We start from the raw sequence: 20,402 nt of genomic DNA, 5'->3' as shown, positions 1-20,402 counted from the left end.
ACCCTGCGTTGTTTGCCGAAGCGGATTGATGCTGTTAATATTCATTCATATTCATAATATGGAAGCACCGGGGAGAGGGAATAATTGGACGTCTTTAGGCAATTGAAACCGTATTTTTGGCCTGAACGCAGAAGCTTTTATGCTTCAATCGGATTTTTGGTTATCGCGACAGCGCTGGGGCTTGTGTATCCGAACATGCTTCGGTTCCTGATCGACAAAGTAATCGGTCCCAAAGAGTTTGATCTCGTACCGGTTGTGGCACTTACTGTCGTCGGCGTCGTCATTCTGAAAGGCTCGATGCAATTTTTACACGGCCTCTACGGCGGCAGACTCGGTAATAAGGTTGCCTTCCGCCTGCGGAACGCCTGCTACGAGAAGCTTCAGTCGCTCTCGTTCCAATACTACGACACGGCTCGTACGGGCGATCTCATGTCGCGGCTGACGGCCGATCTGGAGGGTGTGCGGAACTTCATCGGATTCGGCTTTGCGCAGCTGCTCAATATGATTCTGATGATCGTGTTCGGCGCTATCATGATGTTCTCGATTCATTGGCAGCTGACCTTGATCACGCTGGTGACGATGCCCCTGCTCGCAGTAACGGCCATACGATTTGAGAAACGAATTCACCCGGCTTTCAGGGAAATGCGCCTGGCCATGAGTAATCTAACAACAGCGGTACAAGAGAATATTACCGGCGTGCGTACAGTGAAGTCCTTCGCGCGCGAACCGCATGAAATCGATAAATTTTCTATTCGCAGTGAAGCCTACAAAGCAAATCAGATTGGCGCTTCGAATCTATGGGCTCGGTTCTTCCCGGTTATGGAACTGCTGGCCAGCATCAGTGTCGTCATTCTGCTTGTCGTGGGCGGGACACTCGTCATTAAGGAGTCGCTAACTCTTGGCTCATTGGTTGCCTTCTTCAGTATGATCTGGTACATTATCGGTCCGATGTGGGGAATTGGCTTTCACATTAATAACTACACGCAGGCCAAAGCGTCCGGAGAGCGCTTGACGGAGCTGCTTAACGAGTACATTCACGTGAAAGACAACGATGTATCCAAGGCGAAGCAGCATCCGCCGATTGAAGGCTATGTCCAGTTTAACAATGTGACGTTCAACTATGCGGACAAAACACCGGCGGTGAACGATCTGACCTTAGACGCGCCTCCTGGATCGGTTATCGGTCTGCTCGGAGGTACTGGCTCAGGCAAATCGACCGTCATTCAGCTGCTCATGCGCGCCTACAATATTAAGCAGGGCACGATCTCTATCGACGGTATCGACATCCGCGATATGTCGCTCGAAGACCTGCGTTCGCAAATCGCGACCGTCTTTCAAGAAACGTTCCTGTTCTCCTGCTCCATCCGCGATAATATCGCATACGGGGTGAGCAACGTTACGGATGAGCAAATTTATCATGCGGCGAAACTGGCCAAAGCACATGACTTTATCCTAGAGCTCCCGGATGGATACGACACACTTGTCGGCGAACGGGGAATGGGGCTGTCCGGCGGTCAGAAGCAGCGGATCGCAATCGCGCGCGCTCTCATTATCAATCCGCGGATTCTCATTCTGGATGATGCGACAAGCGCGGTAGACATGGAAACCGAGCATGAAATTCAGGCCGGCTTCAAGGAAGTGATGGCAGGGCGCACGACCTTCATCATCGCCCACCGGATCTCTTCACTCCGGCATGCCGATGAAATTCTGGTGTTCGATAAAGGCCAAGTCGTCCAGCGCGGCAAGCACGAAGCCTTGATTCAAGTCCAAGGTCCTTACCAGGATACGTACAATATTCAATATGCCGATCGTCCGGATCAAACCGCCGAGCCGGCCAAGTTGGAAAGAAGGGTCGCACAGTGAGTGAGCAGCAGTCAGCCCGCACAGACAAGCGCGAGCGGTTTATTTATAAGGACGACGATGTAATCGAGAAACCGTTTAACTGGGCGCAGCTCGGTAGACTATTTACGTACATGAAGCCCTACAGCAAGCAAATGATTCCGATCGTTCTCGTAATGATGGTGCTTGGCACGGCTACGAGGCTTGCCATACCGGCCCTAATCATACTAGCGATCGATGAAGCGATTGCGCCCGAAACAGGCGAACCGAGCCTGAGCAAGCTTTATATGTATGCAGGACTTATGGTGGCTCTCTATATTATTCAATGGGCGGCTAACACGTTCCGCATCAAATATACGAACGTCATCGGACAGCGCGTGATCTATGATTTGCGCAAAGATTTATTCCGCCATATTCAGAAGCTGTCGTTCCGGTTCTTCGATAAGCGCCCGGCAGGCTCTGTACTGGTCCGCGTCACCAACGACGTGAACGCTCTGCAGGACTTGTTCACAAACGGGGTCGTCAACCTGCTGATGGATTGCGTGCAGCTGGTCGGCATCGTGATCATTCTGCTTCTGTGGAACTTTAAGCTCGGACTTGCGATCATGGTGACCGTTCCGCTGATGTTCGTCGTCTCGACGGCGCTTCGCAAACGGATCCGCTTCGCGTGGCAGGATGTGCGGATGAAGCAATCCCGCATCAATGCCCACTTGAATGAATCGATCCAAGGAATGCGGGTAACACAGGCTTATACGCAGGAGAAAGCCAATTTCAGCTTCTTCAATCATGTGAACAATATCAACATCAAAGCATGGAACAGAGCTTCGGCGATGAACCAGGCATTCGGTCCTATTATTGAAATCACGTCAGCGATCGGGACGCTCATTCTGTTCTGGTACGGCTCGCATCTGATCCAAACCGGCGTCATCACGGTCGGCCTGCTGGTAGGTTTCGCGAACTATATCGGCAACTTCTGGGATCCGATCAACCGGCTCGGTCAAATGTATGCGCAGCTCCTGATTGCGATGGCTTCGTCAGAGCGGATCTTCGAATTTATCGATGAGAAGCCGACGGTAGCCGAGCTGCCGGACGCACGTCCTCTGCCAGCGATCCGCGGTGATGTTTCCTTCGAGAATCTCGTCTTCGAATACGAGAAGGGACGTCCCGCATTGAAGGGGATTAGCTTGAACGTTCATGCAGGGCAGACGATTGCTCTCGTTGGCCACACGGGCTCGGGCAAGAGTACGATTATGAACCTGCTGTGCCGCTTCTATGATCCGACACAAGGCGCGGTCAAGATCGACGGCATCGACATCCGCAGCGTGACGGTGGATAGTGTACGCTCCCAGGTCGGTGTCGTCCTCCAGGACACGTTCATCTTCTCCGGTTCGATTCGCGACAATATTCGCTTCGGACGGCTGGATGCGACGGACGACGATGTCGTGAAGGCGGCTCAAGCCGTGGATGCCCATGATTTCATTATGGATCTGCCGGATGGTTACGATACGCAGGTGCAGGAGCGCGGCAACGTGCTCTCGATGGGACAGAGACAGCTGTTATCCTTTGCACGGGCGTTGATCGCCGATCCGCGGGTACTGATTCTTGACGAAGCTACGGCGAGCATCGATACCGAGACGGAGCTCAAAATTCAAGAAGCGCTCAAGAAGCTTCTGGCCGGCCGGACATCATTTATCGTGGCGCACCGGTTGTCCACCATTCGCAATGCGGATCGGATCGTCGTACTCGACCATGGCTCGATCGTTGAGCAAGGAACGCATGATGAACTCATTCGCCATAAGGGAACGTATAACGGATTGATTGAAGCGCAATACCGCTTCTTGTCGGCTTAATTGTCGATTATGGATTGATTTTTAGAAGAAGAACCTCCACAATGGAAGAAAAACGAAACGATCGGATGTGAAGCTTTGCGCTTCTGCTTCATCCATCGACCGATTTTCGTCCCAGGAGGTTCTTTTTTTCATGCACGAAACAACGAACGCAAGCAAAACCCGCAGAATCATGCTTCTCGGCTCCGGCGAGCTGGGCAAGGAAGTTATTATTGAGGCGCAGCGGCTCGGAGTCGAGACGATTGCGGTGGACCGCTACGCGGGCGCTCCCGCCATGCAGGTGGCCCACCGGTCCTATGTCATTGATATGCTGGATGCGTCTGCCTTGCGTGATCTGATCTTATCGGAACAGCCTGATCTGATCGTTCCGGAAATCGAGGCGATCGCCACCGAAGCGCTTGTTGAATTGGAGCAGGAAGGTTATCACGTCGTTCCGACGGCGCGGGCAGCGAAGCTGACCATGGATCGCGAAGGGATCCGCCGTCTGGCGGCGGAGACGCTTGGCCTGCCAACGGCACCGTATCGCTTTGCCGATTCGCTCGAGGAGCTGCGCGCCGCGGTGGCAGAGCTCGGTACACCATGCGTGATTAAACCGATTATGAGCTCATCGGGCAAAGGCCAGAGCGTGTGCCGCTCCGAAGCGGAGATCGAGACCTGCTGGCAATATGCGATGGATGGCGGCCGTGCGAAGAAGCAGCGGATTATCGTCGAAGGCTTCGTCCATTTTGATTCCGAAATCACGCTGCTGACAGTACGCTCGGTATCGGGTACGACCTTCTGCGCGCCAATAGGCCATGTCCAGAAGGACGGCGACTATATCGAATCCTGGCAGCCGCATGAAATGACGGAGAAGCAAATCCAACAGGCTGAAGCGATAGCAAGCGCTGTAACAGGCGAGCTCGGCGGATACGGCATTTATGGCGTTGAGCTGTTTCTGACCCCGGATGGCGTTCTATTCAGCGAGGTCTCTCCAAGGCCGCATGATACAGGAATGGTTACGATGGTCACGCAGGATTTGTCGGAGTTTGCCCTCCATGCCCGCGCGATATTGGGCTATCCGATACCATCGGTACGCCTGCTTGGGCCAGGTGCCTCGCATACCCTCAAAGCAGACCGAGATGCCGACCAGTTCCGGATCGTTGGGCTTGAGGAGGCGTTATCGCTTCCAAACACGCAGGTCCGTGTCTTCGGCAAGCCTCATACGAAGCCGGGTCGACGGATGGCTGTTGCCTTAAGCTCGGCTGAAGATACCGGGCAAGCGCGCGAGCTGGCGCGAAGAGCTGCCGAATCGCTTGCGATCGTCTACGAATAGACAAGCCTTAACCGGACAAGAGTCGCGGATATAAGCGTTGCCAAGCGGCAATCTTATACCCGGCTGGTCCGGTTTTTGTTTGTGATGAGCAGGGAGGATTTGCATATTTTTGGACAAAGCATTATTTTTAGAACAGATGAACGTTTTAACGCAACGCAATTAGGACAGTAATGGACATCAATCGCCATCCTATTTTAGATTCGTAAAGGAGAGGGAGCAATCGAGATGAGGAACATACCGTCCAGCAACCTGTGGAGAACGGTGAGCATTGCGGCAGTTCTGTCAACGCTGCTCATGCTGACAGGCTTCGGATACGCTGTGAAGGACATGCTGTGGCCCCAAGGAGAGACTTTCATTGGAGAATCACCGACAACGCCGCCGCCAGAGAATAAATCGTTGTCGGCAAGCAGCGAGATTCGTATAACCGCTTTCGGCGATTCATTGACGAAAGGTACCGGGGATGCAACGGGCGAAGGCTATGTCAAACAGGTTATGGCTCTGCTCACAGAGAAATGGGACAAGCCGGTTAGTTTAACGAACAATCTGGCTGTGAACGGGATGCATGCCGGCCGCCTCTCCGAGCTGCTGCGCGGCGATAAGGGCTATGAATATGCCATTTCGCAGTCCAATCTGATTTTATTTACGATTGGCGGGAACGACCTCTTTCAGCTGGCGACGGGGAAGAGCGCTAGCGAAGCGACAGGCGAGGTCGATCTGGATAAGCTGAAGGAACAGCTGCCAAGCGGGCTGCAGCGGTTCAAGGCTGTCATTGAACGCATTCACGAAATCAATCCGAACGCACAAGTCGTCTACATGGGACTGTACAATCCATTCTATGATATTGATGAGCTGCGCGAAGGAAGTTTGGCGATTCAGCAGTGGAATCAAGAGGCTTATGCAATCATGCATCCTTACTCGAATATGACGCTTGTTCCGACCTTTGATTTGTTTGAGAACACCATTGGGACGTACTTGTCCTCCGATCACTTTCATCCCAATCATGACGGATACGCTCAGATTGCCGCGCGTATCGTCCAATCGCTGGACTAGCACGGCAAACGAAGCATGGAGCGAGAATCTCTAAGGAGGTTGAGCAGGCAATGAACATCAGTTCTGCATCAAAGAAGGATCCTGAGCTAGGTTTGCCGGAGTACGTGCAGCAGACTGCGGAGACGGTGCTGTACGTTCAGGGACTTAAGAAAAAAATCCGCGGAAAGCCCATCATTCACGACGTATCCTTCGATGTTCGCGCAGGCGAGATATTCGGTTTTCTCGGTCCGAATGGCTCAGGGAAGACGACGACGATCCGGATGCTCGTCGATCTGATCAAGCCAACCGCGGGCGAAATCAAAATATGCGGACATGACGTGAACCGCGATCCCGAGCAAGCTCTTCGCCATATCGGCTGCATCGTAGAGAATCCAGAGGTTTATACATATATGACCGGATGGGAGAATTTGGAGCACTTTGCCCGGATGCTGCGGGATATCGGGATAGACCGCATTAACGAAGTGGTGAATATCGTTCGGCTGGAGCAGCGCATTCATGACAAGGTGAAGACGTATTCCCTAGGTATGCGGCAGCGTCTCGGTATTGCTCAAGCGCTGCTTGGACGGCCCAAGCTGCTCATTCTGGACGAACCGACGAACGGCCTCGATCCGAAAGGGATCAAGGAGCTTCGAGAGTTTATTCGCATGCTGGCCAACGAAGGCATGAGCTTGTTTATTTCCAGCCATCTGCTCAGTGAGATTCAATTGATGTGCGACCGTGTCGCGATTATTAGCAATGGCCGGGTGCTGGCTGTCGGTACGGTCGATGAGTTGGTTGAACAAGCTGGCAGCTATGTCGTGTGGCAGTTCGATAAGCCGGAAGAAGGGCGGAAGCTGCTTGCCGGAGAGCCAGACCTCAGGCTGATTGCGCCCGATGAGCATCGGATCGACGAAGGCTTGCTAGCGAACCTGACTGAAGCCAGCATTACGACGATGCCGGCAGAACGGATTCCAGCGCTCGTCGAGAAGGCGGTTCGGGCCGGTATTGGCGTATTGTCCGTACAGCGCATAGCACCGACGCTCGAAGAGCTATTTCTTAAGATGACGGAGGGGGAAGGCATTGGATAGATTGCTGCCGCTCATTCAGAACGAGACGCTCAAGATATGGAAGAAGAAACGGTTCTATGTCGTTGTTCTAGTCCTGCTTGTCCTTATACCAATCTTTACCTATGCACAGATGAAGATCGCCGAGAATAACCAGAAAAATTTTAGAGATTGGCGCAGCCAAACGATGCAGCAAATCAGCGATTATCAGAATGCCCTATCCAGTGAACGTATCCCCGAGGAGTGGAAACGATTTCGCCGGATCGCAGTTCAGCAGCTGCAATATTACCTCGACCATGACGTCAATCCCAGATCTCCAGATGGCGTGACCTTCACGCGCGGGTTCATGGCGAATTCGGTTACGTTATTCTATCCGCTGCTGGTGCTGGCGATTGCATCTGATCTTGTGTCGGGCGAACGCTCAAGCGGTACGATCAAGATGCTGCTGACACGTCCTGTGCGAAGGTGGAAAATTTTATTCAGTAAATTGGTGGCTCTTACGCTCTACGTATCATTAATAGTTGTGGCCAGCGGAATTCTCTGCTATCTTATATCAGGCGCCATATTTGGTTACGGCGGATGGACGATGCCGATCTTCACCGGATTCCTCATCAATGGTTCCGATGTGGACAGCGCGGCTGTACATGCTGTCCCGCAGTGGCTGTATATGCTCATGCAGGCGGGACTGATTTGGTTTTCCTCGATGACCGTCGCTATTCTGGCCTTGATGGTATCGGTGCTCGTTCGCAGCACAGCGGCTAGCATTGTTACGATGATGGCAGCTGTCATCGCAGGAACGATTCTCGCTAACATGTCCTCGTCTTGGACAAGCGCCAAATATGTATTTGCCGTCAATATCGACTTAACCGGGTATTTGGCCGGCTCGCCGCCGCCGATTGAAGGAATGACCTTGCTGTTCTCGCTTTTAACCTTAGGAGGTTGGGCGGTTGCGGCGTTAATCGTTTCATTCGGTGTCTTTACGAAACAGGACATCTTGAATTAAAATAGCTTGAAGTGACGCTTAGAAGGTTTGACATGGCATCGTGGATTTTTCCACAGGGGAGCACGAGACGCCTTTGTCGTGTATAATGGACGAACGGCTTGAGATAGACCCGTGCTGGAAGAATAGATAGGGGGACGTGTATGACTGAGCAGTTAGATGTGTTTGCGGGGGATGCTTCTTCGGCTGTTAATCGCAACTACGATGAGGGCGACATACAAGTGCTGGAGGGTTTGACTGCCGTCCGTAAACGGCCCGGGATGTATATTGGCAGTACGAGCAGCTCGGGACTGCATCATCTCGTCTGGGAGATCGTCGACAATGCAGTCGATGAGCATTTGGCAAAACATTGCTCCGCAATCGACGTCATTATTCATAAGGATGGTTCGGTATCGGTTCACGATAACGGTCGGGGGATTCCAACAGGGATGCATAAGACCGGCATTCCGACGCCGCAGGTGGTCTTCACGATCCTGCATGCGGGCGGAAAGTTTGGCGGCGGCGGATATAAGAAATCCGGCGGCTTGCACGGTGTCGGCGCTTCGGTCACGAATGCGCTGTCCGAGTGGCTGGAGGTTGAAATCTTCCGCGACGGGAAGATACATAAGCAGAGGTTCGAATACTGGGTTGACAAGGACGGCCGGGAGCATGTTGGCGAGCCGGTAACGGGATTAGAAGTGACAGGCAATACGAACCGCACCGGAACGAAGGTTACCTTCAAACCGGATGTGCGCGTGTTTCACGGTAACATATCGATCAATTATGAGACGCTCTCCGAGCGGCTGCAGGAAATTGCTTTCTTGAACTCGGGATTGAAAGTTACCGTTAAGGATGAGCGTGCTGGAAAGCAGGACGTGTATCATTACGATGGCGGCGCGAGCCAGTTCGTTCAATTCCTGAACGAGGAGAAGACGGTCCTGCATGATGTGATTCATTTCATAACCGAACGTGAAGATATCGATGTGGAAGTGGCTCTGCAGTATAACGACGGCTATACAGAGACCTTGGCGTCTTTTGTTAACTCGATTCCGACACGAGGCGGCGGAACGCATGAGACCGGGTTCAAAACAGCCTACACCCGTGCCATGAATGATTACGCGCGCAAAACCGCAATGCTCAAGGAAAAAGACAAGAATCTCGATGGCAATGATCTGCGTGAAGGCATGATGGCCGTCATTAACGTGAAGATGGCGGAGGTCGAGTTCGTCGGGCAGACCAAGGATCAGCTCGGAAGCGCAGGCGCAAGAAGTGCGGTGGATGCGGTTGTCTCCGAGAAAATGCAGGTATTTCTGGAGGAAAATCCGCAAGTAGCGCAGATGCTCTTGAAGAAGGCCATTCAGGCGTCCCGGGCCCGCGAAGCAGCGCGCAAAGCGCGTGAGGAAATCCGCAGCGGCAAGAAGAAGAGCGAAAGCTCGAATCTGGGCGGGAAGCTGACACCCGCGCAATCCAAGGATTATACGCGTACCGAGCTGTTCATCGTCGAAGGTGACTCGGCCGGCGGTTCAGCCAAGCAGGGGCGCGACTCGAAGTATCAGGCGATCCTGCCGCTGAAGGGGAAACCGATGAATCCCGAGAAGGCGAAGCTGATCGATATTCTCAAGAACGACGAATACAAGGCGATCATCGCAGCTATAGGCTCCGGTATAGGGCCGGAGTTCGATGAGGAATCCTGCAACTATAGCAAAATTATTATCATGACGGATGCCGATACTGATGGAGCGCATATTCAAGTCCTGCTTCTGACGTTTTTCTACCGGTATATGAAACCGTTAATCGACTCCGGCCGCGTCTACATCGCACAGCCGCCGCTGTATAAGATCACCCGCAAAACAGGCAAACTGGAGACGGTTCGCTATGCGTGGACGGACGAGCAGCTGCAGAACTACTTAAAGGAATTCGGCAAGCAGTTCGAATTGCAGCGCTACAAGGGTCTTGGCGAGATGAATCCCGATCAGTTATGGGAAACGACGATGAATCCGGAATCGCGAACGCTGCTGCAGGTGCAGATTGAAGATGCAGCCAAAGCAGAACGTCGCGTCTCTACGCTTATGGGCGACAAGGTCGATCCGCGCAAACGATGGATCGTCGAGAATGTCGACTTTACCGAATTTGAGGAATAGGAGCAGATAAGCATGACTATCCTGGAACAGTTTCTGCCGGCGTTTCTGGAGGAGGTCGTTGGAGACCGCTTCGGACGCTATTCCAAATACATCATTCAGGAGCGCGCTATTCCTGACGTTCGCGATGGATTAAAGCCCGTGCAGCGGCGTATTCTTTACTCCATGTATGTTGCGGGCAATACACCGGACAAACCCTATCGCAAATCGGCCAAAACGGTCGGAGATGTCATGGGTAACTACCATCCGCACGGCGACTCCTCGATCTACGAAGGTATGGTGAGGATGGCACAACCTTGGAAGATGGGCCATGTGCTGGTCGACGGCCATGGCAACTGGGGCTCGCAGGACGATGATCCGGCTGCTGCGATGCGTTATACCGAAGCGCGGCTGTCGCCCATTGCGATGGAGCTTCTCCGCGATATCGAGAAAAGGACCGTTCTGTTCAAAGATAATTTCGATAATTCGACTAAAGAGCCGGTCGTTCTGCCATCGCGATACCCGAATTTGCTGGTTAACGGGGTCACTGGCATCTCGGCCGGCTTTGCAACGGAAATTCCGCCGCACAATCTCCGTGAGGTCATCAACGCTTGTGTTGCTTCTATGGAAAATCCGAACATCAGCGTTGATCAGCTCATGGCGATTATCAAAGGACCCGATTTTCCTACAGGCGGTCTGATCATGGGCGAAGAAGGAATTCGCGAAGCCTATGAAACCGGCAGGGGCCGGATCTATCTTCGCTCCAAGGTGATGATCGAGGATTTGAAGGGCGGACGTCAACAAATCGTCATTACCGAAATCCCTTATCAAGTTGTTAAGGCGCGTCTGGTTACGGCGATGGAGAACATCCGGATCGAGAAGAAGGTCGACGGCATCTCCGAGGTTAGGGACGAGAGCGGAAGGAACGGGCTTCGAATCGTTGTGGAGCTGAAGAAGGATGCCGACGCCAAGGGTGTTCTCGCTTTTCTGCTGAAGAAGACGGACCTGCAGGTTGCCTACAGCTTCAATATGGTGGCAATCGTCAACAAGACGCCTAGACAGCTTGGATTGCGGGAGATTCTGAACGCCTATATCGCGCATCAGAAAGAAGTCGTCACCTACCGCACCCAATACGAGCTGGAGAAGGCCGAGGATCGCGCACATGTCTTGGAAGGCTTGGTCAAGGCGCTGAACATTCTGGATGAGATCATCGCGGCTATCAAAGCATCGAAGAACCGTCAGGATGCGCAGAACAATCTCGTCCTTAAATTCGGATTTACAGAGCGGCAGGCTGACGCGATTCTTACCCTCCAATTGTATCGTTTGACGAATCTTGAAATTACGTCCTTGGAGAAAGAACTGAAAGAAACGAGAAAACGAATCGCCTATTACCGCTCCATTCTCGACAGCGAGAAGAAGCTGCTCAGTGTGATTAAGGACGAGCTTGTGGAAATTCGCGATAAGTATGGCATCGACCGCCGTTCGGATATTCAAGGCGAGGTTGAGGAGCTAAAGGTCAATCTTGAGGTCATGGTGCCAGCGGAGGAAGTATTCGTCACGCTCAGCCATGAAGGATACATCAAGCGGACCTCTAAGCTGTCCTTCGTTCGGTCAGGCGGCGAGCTGGAGAGCGCAGGTGTGAAGGATGGAGACGTTATCCGAACCTTGCTCGACGTCAACACCATCGATCAGCTGCTTCTGTTCACGCGGAAGGGACAGTACTATCAGCTTCCCGTCCATCTCATACCTGAGTTTAAGTGGAAGGATACAGGCACTGCGGTAGTGAATGTCGTACCGATGCCTAAAGATGATTCCATCATCAGCGTTATTCCGGTGAAGGACTTCGAGGAAGCCGACCGGACGCTGGTGTTCGTAACGAAACGCGGACAGGTTAAGCGTACGGAGCTGAAGGAGTACAAATCTTCGCGCTCAACGGCGATTGCCGCAGTGAAGGTAGCCGATGGCGATGAAGTATTGCGGGTAGCCGTCAGCGACGGCAGCAAGGAAATGCTGCTGGTCAGCAAGCTGGGAATGAGTATCCGGTTCCTGGAGAGCGAGGTGAACCCGATGGGACGTGTTGCCTCCGGTGTTCGCGGGATTCAGCTTAAGCCAGACGATGAGGTTATTGCGGCTGAGTGGGTATCCGGGGACGAAGGGGAAGTGCTTGTCCTGACCGAGCTTGGTTTTGCCAAACGTTCGCTTCTGCTGGATTACCCGGTACAAGGCCGGGGAGGCAAAGGCATTCAGACGTTCGAATTCAAGGAAGGCAAGCGCGTAAGGTCCAATGGCGAACGGCTCGTTATCGCGTTCCACTGCAAGGAAGAACGCGAGTTGATGCTGCTGACGTCATCGGGAGCGCAGCTGACCGTCTCGACCGAGAAGGCACCAATCGATGACCGCAAATCAACGGGTAAATCCGTCGTCGCGGTCGATAAGAAAGACGTCATCGAGGTGGCATTCCCTCGTATGGGCGTGTAGCGTCTTCTTAGTCGTATGGCTGGTATGGCGGTGTATACCGTTCGATCAGCTGAAGCATGAGTTCAAGGACGACCCACAATGGAGCCGGTTCATCAAGCCGCTCCAGCCATTGTGGGTCGTTTGCTATTCCGGCGGCAATCAGCTTTTGCAGTAGAATTTGTTTGCGGTCGTCCATTGTCATCAACCTCCTGAGTCTCATTGTTCGAGCGGGTACAACAGCCCATAACGTTATTCTATGTCTAACCCTGTCAAACGGTTCTCTATTATCGCGATTAATAGAACAAAATATTAACTGCATTAATCTTTAATTCGACATCTTGGATTGCTATAATAGAAGATAAGAGAACAAATGACAGGGAGCGGGTGATCGAGAATGGTATCTGTGGAATTTGCCCGATTGTGGATGAAAATGACTAAGGAATGGAAGATGCATCTAGAGGAAGCGCTTGCGCCGACGTTAACGGAAGGCCAGCTGCATGTTCTGGAGCTGCTGCAGCAGCATCAGCCCATGAAGCCATCGGATCTGCTCACTTATTTGTCAACGACGCCGGCAGCGATTACGACACTGCTTGACCGGATGGAACGGGGCGGCTTGGTTCTAAGAAGCAGAGATGATCATGACCGCAGAGTCGTCTGGGTTAGTCTGACCGATCTTGGACAAGCCGAAGCCACACGAGGTATGGAGCTGCGCGATGCATATGTCAGCGAGGCACTTGACCGGATTTCTTCACATAACCAGCAGCTGCTCGTCTATTTATTGGGGAAAGTGGCTAATTAATAAAAGAGACCGCTGCAAGCCGTTATGAAGCTTGCAACGGTCTTCCGTGTACGATGTGAGCGAACACACATGGGAATAACCGAATGAGGTAGTGATCGAATGCGTCAACAGGATCATCTCAAGACGATAAGCAAATGCTCACTGGCATTACCAGAAGTTGAAGAGGGGACTGCATATGGGACACCGGCTTTCCGAGTTCGAGGGAAACTGTTTGCCCGCTTACATGAAGATGGAGAGTCTCTGGTTTTGAAAATGGACTTCGAATCGAGAGACATCCACATACAGGTGAATCCCGCAGTATTCTCGATTACGGATCATTACCGCAACTATCCTTATGTACTCGTGAATCTCACGGTCATACAGCAAGGTGAGCTGCAAGAGCTTCTAGAGCAGGCATGGAGGAGTTGTGCGCCTAAGCGGCTTCTATCCGATTATCTATCTAAGCGGATAGAGCACAAATAGGAAAGTCACTATCGAGCGAATGCTCCTTTCACGCAAGACAAAGAAGAAGAGCGCCTTCGTGCACTCTTCTTCTTTGTCTTGTCAGTATTACATAGCCGAGGTTCAGTCTTGATGCTCATCATGAATGGCCTCGACAGAGACGGCTTGATCGGACATTGACTGCAGTCGTTTGTTAAGTACGGTAAGCGTGCTTTGCAATTCGGTGTACTCATTCTCGGACAACGACGATATGGATCGTTTCTCAATACTTTGCTTGAGCGGTACGATGGTATAACGGTTGGTCCCGTTTACTTTGTAGCGGTGTACCCAGGTTGGTATCGCTTCAATGTCGCCGATGGAAGTTTTACCGGTTTGGTTATTTTTGTGTATAGCTGCTTTATAGATAACGCCGTAATCCTTCGTTCCCCCGCGCTGATTGGAGATGAAATTACCCATGGAATAAATGATTAGTCCCCTTCTTACGGAGCCATCGGGCTCCGATACGTCAATTGTCTCATAAGGTTGTATGACATGGGTATGAGAACCTGCGATAATGTCCGCGCCTGCGGCAACCAGCTTACGGGCAAGGGTCTTCTGAGCTTCGTTTGGCGTTGTCTGATACTCGGTGCCGAAATGGAGGACGACGGTAATAAAGTCTGCATCTGCTTCGCGGAGTGCATGAATATCTCGGATGATGGCTTGTTCTTCGATCAGTGATACGGAATAAGGCTTGTCCTTCGGAAGAGGGATTCCATTCGTCCCGTAAGTGTAAGCGAGAAGTCCCATCCGGATCCCGTTTTGCTCGACGATCGTCTTCGCTTCGGCTTCAGCTTGTGAACGAGCGGTTCCTTTGGTTATGAGGCCCTGCTTCTCCAGATGGGTCAAAGTTCGGTCGATGCCTTTGAAATTGCGGTCTAACGAATGGTTATTCGCGTTGGTCACAATAGTGAACCCGGCGTTCCTCAAAGCTTCGGCAAGCTCAGGCGGAGCATTGAACCGGGGAAAGCCCGTATACTCGAGATCGCGGCCGGCGATCGGGGTCTCCAGATTGGCGAGTGTCCAATCGCCTTCTTCCAGTATGGGCTTAACCTCACTGAAGAAGGGATCAAATACGTAACGCTTCTTCTTGCTGTCATAAGCGCCCGGAAGCTGCGGCATATGCATCATAATGTCACCGACAGCCATCCATACCGCATGAGAGAGATCCTCAGGCACCGGTACATCATTGGGTCCTGTATCCACTGGTTGATCTGTAAAGTCGTCGTCATCGTCGATCACCGGAGGGTCTGGATCATCTTGAACGTTGTCTTCCGGATTCGCCTTGTCCCCGGGGTCGTTGGATGGCGTGCCAGCGTCGTGGCCGTCAGTCCCCGTATTCGATTCCGGCGGACTGCCATTCGTTTCGACAGCTGGATCCAATACGTTCGTACAGCCCGTAAGGACCGCTAACAAGAGGAGTGCGGCGAGAAGGGCTCTCATGCCCCTTCTCATACACGTTCACGATCCGGCAGGATAGTTAGAGCCTGCTGGAGCTCCTCTTCGCTCCAGCGCGTCCAGGGCTCTGTCTGAGGGGGAAACGATTGGAAGGTGATCCACTCCTTCGTTACCGGATGCGCAACCCCTATCGAAGCGGACCAGAGCGCGATATCGCGTTCACCGTCTGGAGCTGGCGCCCCATATTTCCGGTCGAATACAAGCGGACAGCCGACAGCCGACATCTGAGCCCGAATTTGATGCGGGCGCCCCGTTAATAATCGAACGGCAATAAGCGAGTATTGATTCCGATTGGAGACGACGGCATAGTCCAGAATCGCTTCCTTGGCCTCGCTTACTTCTTGGCTGTGTACAGAAACGATATTGCGGGCGGAGTCCTTCCGCAAGTAATGGCGCAGTCTGCCCGCACGCGCAGCCGGACTACCATGGACAACCGCGATATAGATTTTATCGAATGCTCGTGAACGAACGGACTCGGACAGTCTGGAAGCGCCCTTGGAGGTTTTGGCGAACAGCATGGCGCCACCCACGGGTCGATCGAGGCGATGTACAAGTCCGACATACACATTGCCCGGTTTGCCGTAACGGATCTTCAAATCTTGCTTGAGCAGAGTTACCATATCAGACTCGCCGGTATCGTCGGCTTGCGACAGAATGCCGGGAGGCTTGACGACGGCAAGCAGATGATTGTCCTCGTATAATATGGAGAGGACGGAATCACCGGCAGCCGGCGTCCGATCAATCGTCATCTTATTTCGCCTCCCAGCGCCCCAGAATACCGCAAGGAAGAGATAGTCCTGAAGCTGTGATCGGGATTCCAATCTCACCGCAGTGGATAGAGCCGCCATACTTTCGGCCAACCGTCATATGGAGCAAATTATGCAGTACGGAAGGCGAGAGGCCTGTGGTGTAGGAATTAATGAGCACAAACAGCGGATTAGGCGACAATATCGACGTACAGAAGTCTAGAAACGGAAACAGGTTTTGTTCAAGCTTCCACATCTCGCCGTTCGGACCGCGCCCATAGGACGGAGGATCCATGATGATCGCATCGTACTGCCGTCCGCGGCGTTCTTCCTTCTGAACAAATTTGAAAACATCGTCTGTGATGTATCGGACCGGATGATTCTCGAGACCGGACAGCTGCGCGTTTTCCTTCGCCCATTGCACCATGCCCTTGGCTGCATCAACATGACAAACCTCTGCGCCAGCTGCTGCAGCTGCGACGGTTGCCCCTCCGGTATAGGCGAACAAATTCAAGACCCGGATAGGTCGGCCAGCTGTGCGGATCTTGTCCATCATCCAGCTCCAATTGACCGCCTGCTCGGGGAATAGGCCGGTATGCTTGAAGCTTGTCGGGCGGATATGGAACTTCAGCTCCTTGTATCCGATCGTCCAACGATCCGGTACTTGCGTGTTGAAATTCCATTCTCCGCCGCCTGAGGAGCTGCGATGGTAGTGGCCGTCCGCATTGTTCCAGCGTCCACCTTCATTCGTTCTAGGCCAGATGACCTGCGGATCCGGCCGGCGAAGCACATATTTGCCCCAACGCTCCAGCTTCTCACCGCTTCCGGTATCCAGTAGTTCATAATCGTTCCATTGATCAGCGTTGTACATGAGTAATTCCTTCCTTGAAGTTGAATTTATAGCCGACGCCGCGGACCGTGACGATAATAATCGGGTTGGTTGGGTCAGGCTCGATTTTCTTGCGCAGATTGCTGATATGCACCATGAGTGTGCGGGTATCTCCCATGCTATCGGCACCCCACACGATAGTGTATAACTCATCCAGCGGGAATGCACGATTAGGCGATTGAGCCAAACAAACGAGCAGCTCAAATTCTTTGGCTGATAAGGCAATCTCCTTCTCGTAGACATGGACGGTTCTTGCTTGTAAATCAATGACAATCCCCTCGAACGCAAGGACCTCATCAGGTGCGCGGTCACCGAGCTGTTGACCAATTGCCGATTGCCGCCTCAGATGAGCTTTAACCCTTGCCACGAGCTGGCTTGGGCTGAACGGCTTCGTCATATAATCGTCGCCGCCAACATCCAGACCGTGTATAATGTCGGTATCGTCACTTTTGCAGCTGACGAATAGGATCGGAACGCCGGAATCCAAGCGGATTTGCTTACATACCTCGATGCCGTCCAGACTCTTCAGCTGAATGTCCAATATGATCAAATCCGGCTTTAGTTCTTTGGCCAGCCGGAGGGCGTCCTCACCATTGTCCGTCGTATGTACAACGAAGCCGTCCTGCTCGAGATACAGGCCGATCAGCTCGGTAATGTCGGGTTCATCATCAACAACCAAAATTCGATTTCCTTGCATTGTATATCCTCCCCATGAAAGTTGGTGACCAGACCTGTGCCTTTGGTCAAACCAATGCTCCTCCTCGGTTATTATATCGAATGTATGGAGGTATGATCAATCGACGTTTTCATTATATAGGAGGGAAGACTTATTCGCCGTCTTTTTATCATCGTCATCTTACTAACAGCCGTACAACTTCTTCTAACCAGCTGTTCTTCCAACACGGACAACGCTGCCCCTGAGGCAAAGGAGGGGGTTCTGGATCTTAGAAACTGGTCATTCGAAGAAGACGGGAAGGTCGAGCTGCAAGGACAGTGGGCATTCTATAGCTATAAGCTGCTTGAGCCGCAGGAGGTAACGCCGAGTGGACAACCACTCCTTGTGGACGTCCCCAAATCATGGAACAGCTATCCAAGCGGCTTCGGATTGAAGGGTGGACAAGGGTTTGCGACCTACCGGCTGAATGTGCTCATCGATCAAGCCGATCAGCTGCTGGCGATTCGAGTGCCTAATATATTCAGCTCGTACAAGCTGTGGATCAATGGCAAGCTGCTGGCAACGGCAGGGCAGGTTGGTACGAGCCGCGACACCTCGAGCGCGGAGCAGTTCCCTCGCATCGTGACCTTCAACGGACAGGCCGATAAGCTGGATATTGTGGTCCAAGTATCCAACTTCCAGCATCGCAAAGGCGGCATATGGAAGGATTTTACGCTTGGGGACAATAGTGATATCACGAAATCCCAGATGAAGCTGACGGTCCAGGAGATGATTATTTTCGGAAGCCTGATGATCATCGGCATCTACCATATCGGACTTTATGCTTTCCGGCGGCAGGAATATTTTACGCTCTACTTTGGTCTGCTGTGCCTCTTTGTCGCGGCGAGGACAAGCGTGACCAGCGATGCTTATCTGATGCAGCTGTTCACCAGTCTAACCTGGGAAGCCGGGATGAAGGTCGAATATATTTCATTTGCCTTAAGTGTGGTCTCGGGCTATTTGTACATCTATGGATTGTTTCCGAAGGATGCTTCCAAGCGGGTAAAGCGGATTATTGTCAGTTTCGGCATCTCGCTTTGTTTTGTGGTGCTGCTGACACCAGCAATTGGCTTTACTCGGCTATTGCCGGTCTTCCAGCTGTTTGTCCTGTTGGCCAGCCTGTACTCGCTGTTCGTCCTCATTACCGCGCAGATGCGGAAGAGGGAAGGCGCGTCGTTCGTACTTGCGGGAGTGGCGGTGTTCGTCGTTACCATCCTCAACGACATGCTGTTCTATAATGAATGGTTCGCGAACAACCAGCTCGTACCCCTCGGCCTCTTCTTTTTTATTCTGATGCAGTCGTTTATTATTTCCACCCGCTTCTCAAGCGCGCTGCGGAGAGTGGAGCAGGTATCGGATGAGCTGCGGGAGTTGAACATACACCTCGAGGAGCGTATTGAAGAGCGAACGGAGGCGCTGCGCCGAACGAATGAGACCTTGGAGCAGACAAACCGGGAATTGGCAAGAGTAGAGATGTCGCGGAGGCATCTGATGACGAACATTTCTCACGATCTGCGAACGCCGATCACACTGCTGCAAGGGTACTTGGAGGCCATGCAGGATGGCGTAGTAAAATCCGAAGAACAGCAGAAGAAATATATCCGCATGATGCTTGGCAAGGTTGGCGGTTTGAATCGGCTCATTGGGAATTTGTTCGAGCTTACTAAGCTCGAGGCGGGGCAGCTGCGATTTGAATATGCAGAGGTGACGCTATCGGAGTGGATGAATCAGCTGTGCGAGCATTATGAATTGGATGTCCGGAGCAGGGGCATCCAATTCATATGCGGGTATACTCCATCTCCTGAAGAACAGGAGGAGCCACTGCCTCCGGAGCGGATCCTGCTGCATATCGATCAGCAGCGGATGGATCAGGTGCTGGCTAATTTGATCTATAATGCGATCAAGTACACGCCTGCGGAGGGGAGGATAGCGCTTACTTTTCAGTTCGAACGAAATTCCAATCGGGCTGTCGTAAAGGTAGGGGATACGGGCAGCGGGATAGAATCCGAACATATGCCATTTATTTTCGACCGTTTCTACAAGAAAGATAAGGCGCGAAACTCGGCAGAAGGAGGCAGCGGCTTGGGACTTGCGATTGCCAAAGAGATTGTAGAAGCGCATGACGGAACGATCAGCGCGGAAAGCGTATTTGGTGAGGGAACCGTAATTTGTTTTACGCTTCCTGCCGTCCTAGCGGAGTGATTATTCCGCCTGCCGGATGACAGCCATCATTTTCGCGATCGATTGCTTCCGTTTGTCCTGATCCATGCTGTTCAAGATCCGAATGATCTCCAGCGCTTCAGGCATGACCTGGGGGTCAGCCTTAGCAGATTGTTCACCGCCAATGATGTAATCAAGCGAAACATTGAACAAGGCGGCAAGCTTCTTCAATGTTTCGTATACCGGCTGGCGGTTGTTTATTTCGTAATGACTGTAAGCGGAGCGTGTAATCCCGATTTGCTTTGCGACTTCTTCCTGCGAAATGCTTTTTCTCAGCCTTAGTTCACGCAAGCGATCTCCCATCGTCATCTTAACGGCTCCTTACTTTCATACTAAACAATAAGACCTAGTACAAATGGTATATATCCTACTACTAGTAATTTATGATACGAAGTGTATCATTGTCAAGGCTTGCAATGAAAATTTATAGGTAATTCGGGGTTTTTTCGCATTC

17 protein-coding genes are annotated in these 20,402 nt (G+C 52.2%); 11 read left to right on the top strand and 6 right to left on the bottom strand.

Annotated features, from left to right (window positions below; genetic code table 11):
- The first annotated feature begins 84 nt into the window (after positions 1–84).
- From NNL21_RS16460 to gyrA, 8 genes are all read left to right on the top strand, one after another.
- Positions 85–1,863 carry an ABC transporter ATP-binding protein gene (locus NNL21_RS16460; protein WP_204818348.1) on the top strand — a complete coding sequence of 593 codons (1,779 nt, stop codon included), beginning with the start codon at positions 85–87 and terminating at the stop codon, positions 1,861–1,863.
- Entirely contained in the window at positions 1,860–3,689 is a 1,830-nt protein-coding gene (locus NNL21_RS16455) for an ABC transporter ATP-binding protein (protein WP_204818347.1), read from the top strand. The genes NNL21_RS16460 and NNL21_RS16455 overlap by 4 nt, the downstream gene beginning before the upstream one ends.
- A gap of 130 nt (positions 3,690–3,819) precedes the next feature.
- Entirely contained in the window at positions 3,820–4,998 is a 1,179-nt protein-coding gene (purT, locus tag NNL21_RS16450; RefSeq protein WP_204818346.1) for a formate-dependent phosphoribosylglycinamide formyltransferase, read from the top strand.
- 225 nt (positions 4,999–5,223) lie between these two features.
- Positions 5,224–6,048, top strand: coding sequence for a GDSL-type esterase/lipase family protein (locus NNL21_RS16445; protein WP_204818345.1), 825 nt, complete (start codon positions 5,224–5,226; stop codon positions 6,046–6,048).
- Positions 6,049–6,098: 50 nt separating this feature from the next.
- The gene (locus NNL21_RS16440) at positions 6,099–7,115 is read left to right on the top strand and encodes an ABC transporter ATP-binding protein (protein WP_204818344.1); all 1,017 of its coding nucleotides are present in this window, start codon (positions 6,099–6,101) and stop codon (positions 7,113–7,115) included.
- The gene (locus NNL21_RS16435; RefSeq protein ID WP_204818343.1) at positions 7,108–8,094 is read left to right on the top strand and encodes an ABC transporter permease; all 987 of its coding nucleotides are present in this window, start codon (positions 7,108–7,110) and stop codon (positions 8,092–8,094) included. The genes NNL21_RS16440 and NNL21_RS16435 overlap by 8 nt, the downstream gene beginning before the upstream one ends.
- 140 nt (positions 8,095–8,234) lie before the next feature.
- A complete protein-coding gene (gene parE / locus NNL21_RS16430) occupies positions 8,235–10,211 on the top strand; it encodes a DNA topoisomerase IV subunit B (RefSeq protein WP_204818342.1) in 1,977 nt (658 codons plus the stop codon).
- A 12-nt stretch (positions 10,212–10,223) separates the two neighbouring features.
- Entirely contained in the window at positions 10,224–12,665 is a 2,442-nt protein-coding gene (gyrA, locus tag NNL21_RS16425) for a DNA gyrase subunit A (protein WP_204818341.1), read from the top strand.
- Positions 12,666–12,672: 7 nt separating this feature from the next.
- Here the strand turns inward: gyrA and NNL21_RS16420 are convergent, their stop codons facing one another.
- Entirely contained in the window at positions 12,673–12,840 is a 168-nt protein-coding gene (locus tag NNL21_RS16420) for a hypothetical protein (RefSeq protein WP_204818340.1), read from the bottom strand.
- A 198-nt stretch (positions 12,841–13,038) separates the two neighbouring features.
- On the opposite strand from NNL21_RS16420, the gene NNL21_RS16415 reads away from it, so the two are divergent.
- Positions 13,039–13,443, top strand: coding sequence for a MarR family winged helix-turn-helix transcriptional regulator (locus NNL21_RS16415; protein WP_204818339.1), 405 nt, complete (start codon positions 13,039–13,041; stop codon positions 13,441–13,443).
- A gap of 99 nt (positions 13,444–13,542) precedes the next feature.
- Complete coding sequence (locus tag NNL21_RS16410; RefSeq protein ID WP_204818338.1) at positions 13,543–13,905, top strand: MmcQ/YjbR family DNA-binding protein; 363 nt, start codon at positions 13,543–13,545, stop codon at positions 13,903–13,905.
- 102 nt (positions 13,906–14,007) lie between these two features.
- On the opposite strand, the gene NNL21_RS16405 is transcribed toward NNL21_RS16410, so the two are convergent.
- The 4 genes from NNL21_RS16405 to NNL21_RS16390 are packed head-to-tail and all read right to left on the bottom strand — an operon-like array spanning position 14,008 to position 17,710.
- Positions 14,008–15,363, bottom strand: coding sequence for a CapA family protein (locus NNL21_RS16405; protein WP_204818337.1), 1,356 nt, complete (start codon positions 15,361–15,363; stop codon positions 14,008–14,010).
- A gap of 8 nt (positions 15,364–15,371) precedes the next feature.
- Entirely contained in the window at positions 15,372–16,127 is a 756-nt protein-coding gene (locus NNL21_RS16400; protein ID WP_204818336.1) for an RluA family pseudouridine synthase, read from the bottom strand.
- 1 nt (position 16,128) lies between these two features.
- Entirely contained in the window at positions 16,129–16,995 is an 867-nt protein-coding gene (locus NNL21_RS16395; RefSeq protein WP_204818335.1) for a class I SAM-dependent methyltransferase, read from the bottom strand.
- On the bottom strand, positions 16,982–17,710 hold the full coding sequence (locus NNL21_RS16390; protein ID WP_204818334.1) for a response regulator: 729 nt from the start codon (positions 17,708–17,710) through the stop codon (positions 16,982–16,984). Before NNL21_RS16390 ends, NNL21_RS16395 begins: the two co-directional genes overlap by 14 nt.
- A 363-nt stretch (positions 17,711–18,073) precedes the next feature.
- Here NNL21_RS16390 and NNL21_RS16385 point away from each other — a divergent pair, with 363 nt between their 5' ends.
- On the top strand, positions 18,074–19,930 hold the full coding sequence (locus NNL21_RS16385) for a sensor histidine kinase (protein WP_204818333.1): 1,857 nt from the start codon (positions 18,074–18,076) through the stop codon (positions 19,928–19,930).
- Here the strand turns inward: NNL21_RS16385 and NNL21_RS16380 are convergent, their stop codons facing one another.
- Entirely contained in the window at positions 19,931–20,257 is a 327-nt protein-coding gene (locus NNL21_RS16380) for a helix-turn-helix domain-containing protein (RefSeq protein WP_204818332.1), read from the bottom strand.
- Between the last annotated feature and the right edge of the window lie 145 nt (positions 20,258–20,402).

The organism is Paenibacillus mendelii, from assembly GCF_024498075.1.
GTDB lineage: Bacteria > Bacillota > Bacilli > Paenibacillales > Paenibacillaceae > Paenibacillus_Z > Paenibacillus_Z mendelii.
Note: the sequence above shows the minus strand (reverse complement) of the source record. Positions and strands in the feature narration are given on the sequence as shown.

Excerpts from the sequence above, each read along its gene's own strand:
- purT (WP_204818346.1), top strand. The coding sequence starts at position 3,820 with ATGCACGAAACAACGAACGCAAGCAAAACCCGCAGAATCATGCTTCTC.
- NNL21_RS16445 (WP_204818345.1), top strand. The coding sequence starts at position 5,224 with ATGAGGAACATACCGTCCAGCAACCTGTGGAGAACGGTGAGCATTGCG.
- NNL21_RS16440 (WP_204818344.1), top strand. The coding sequence starts at position 6,099 with ATGAACATCAGTTCTGCATCAAAGAAGGATCCTGAGCTAGGTTTGCCG.
- parE (WP_204818342.1), top strand. The coding sequence starts at position 8,235 with ATGACTGAGCAGTTAGATGTGTTTGCGGGGGATGCTTCTTCGGCTGTT.
- gyrA (WP_204818341.1), top strand. The coding sequence starts at position 10,224 with ATGACTATCCTGGAACAGTTTCTGCCGGCGTTTCTGGAGGAGGTCGTT.
- NNL21_RS16420 (WP_204818340.1), bottom strand. The coding sequence starts at position 12,840 with ATGGACGACCGCAAACAAATTCTACTGCAAAAGCTGATTGCCGCCGGA.
- NNL21_RS16415 (WP_204818339.1), top strand. The coding sequence starts at position 13,039 with ATGGTATCTGTGGAATTTGCCCGATTGTGGATGAAAATGACTAAGGAA.
- NNL21_RS16410 (WP_204818338.1), top strand. The coding sequence starts at position 13,543 with ATGCGTCAACAGGATCATCTCAAGACGATAAGCAAATGCTCACTGGCA.
- NNL21_RS16405 (WP_204818337.1), bottom strand. The coding sequence starts at position 15,363 with ATGAGAGCCCTTCTCGCCGCACTCCTCTTGTTAGCGGTCCTTACGGGC.
- NNL21_RS16400 (WP_204818336.1), bottom strand. The coding sequence starts at position 16,127 with ATGACGATTGATCGGACGCCGGCTGCCGGTGATTCCGTCCTCTCCATA.
- NNL21_RS16395 (WP_204818335.1), bottom strand. The coding sequence starts at position 16,995 with ATGTACAACGCTGATCAATGGAACGATTATGAACTACTGGATACCGGA.
- NNL21_RS16390 (WP_204818334.1), bottom strand. The coding sequence starts at position 17,710 with ATGCAAGGAAATCGAATTTTGGTTGTTGATGATGAACCCGACATTACC.
- NNL21_RS16380 (WP_204818332.1), bottom strand. The coding sequence starts at position 20,257 with ATGACGATGGGAGATCGCTTGCGTGAACTAAGGCTGAGAAAAAGCATT.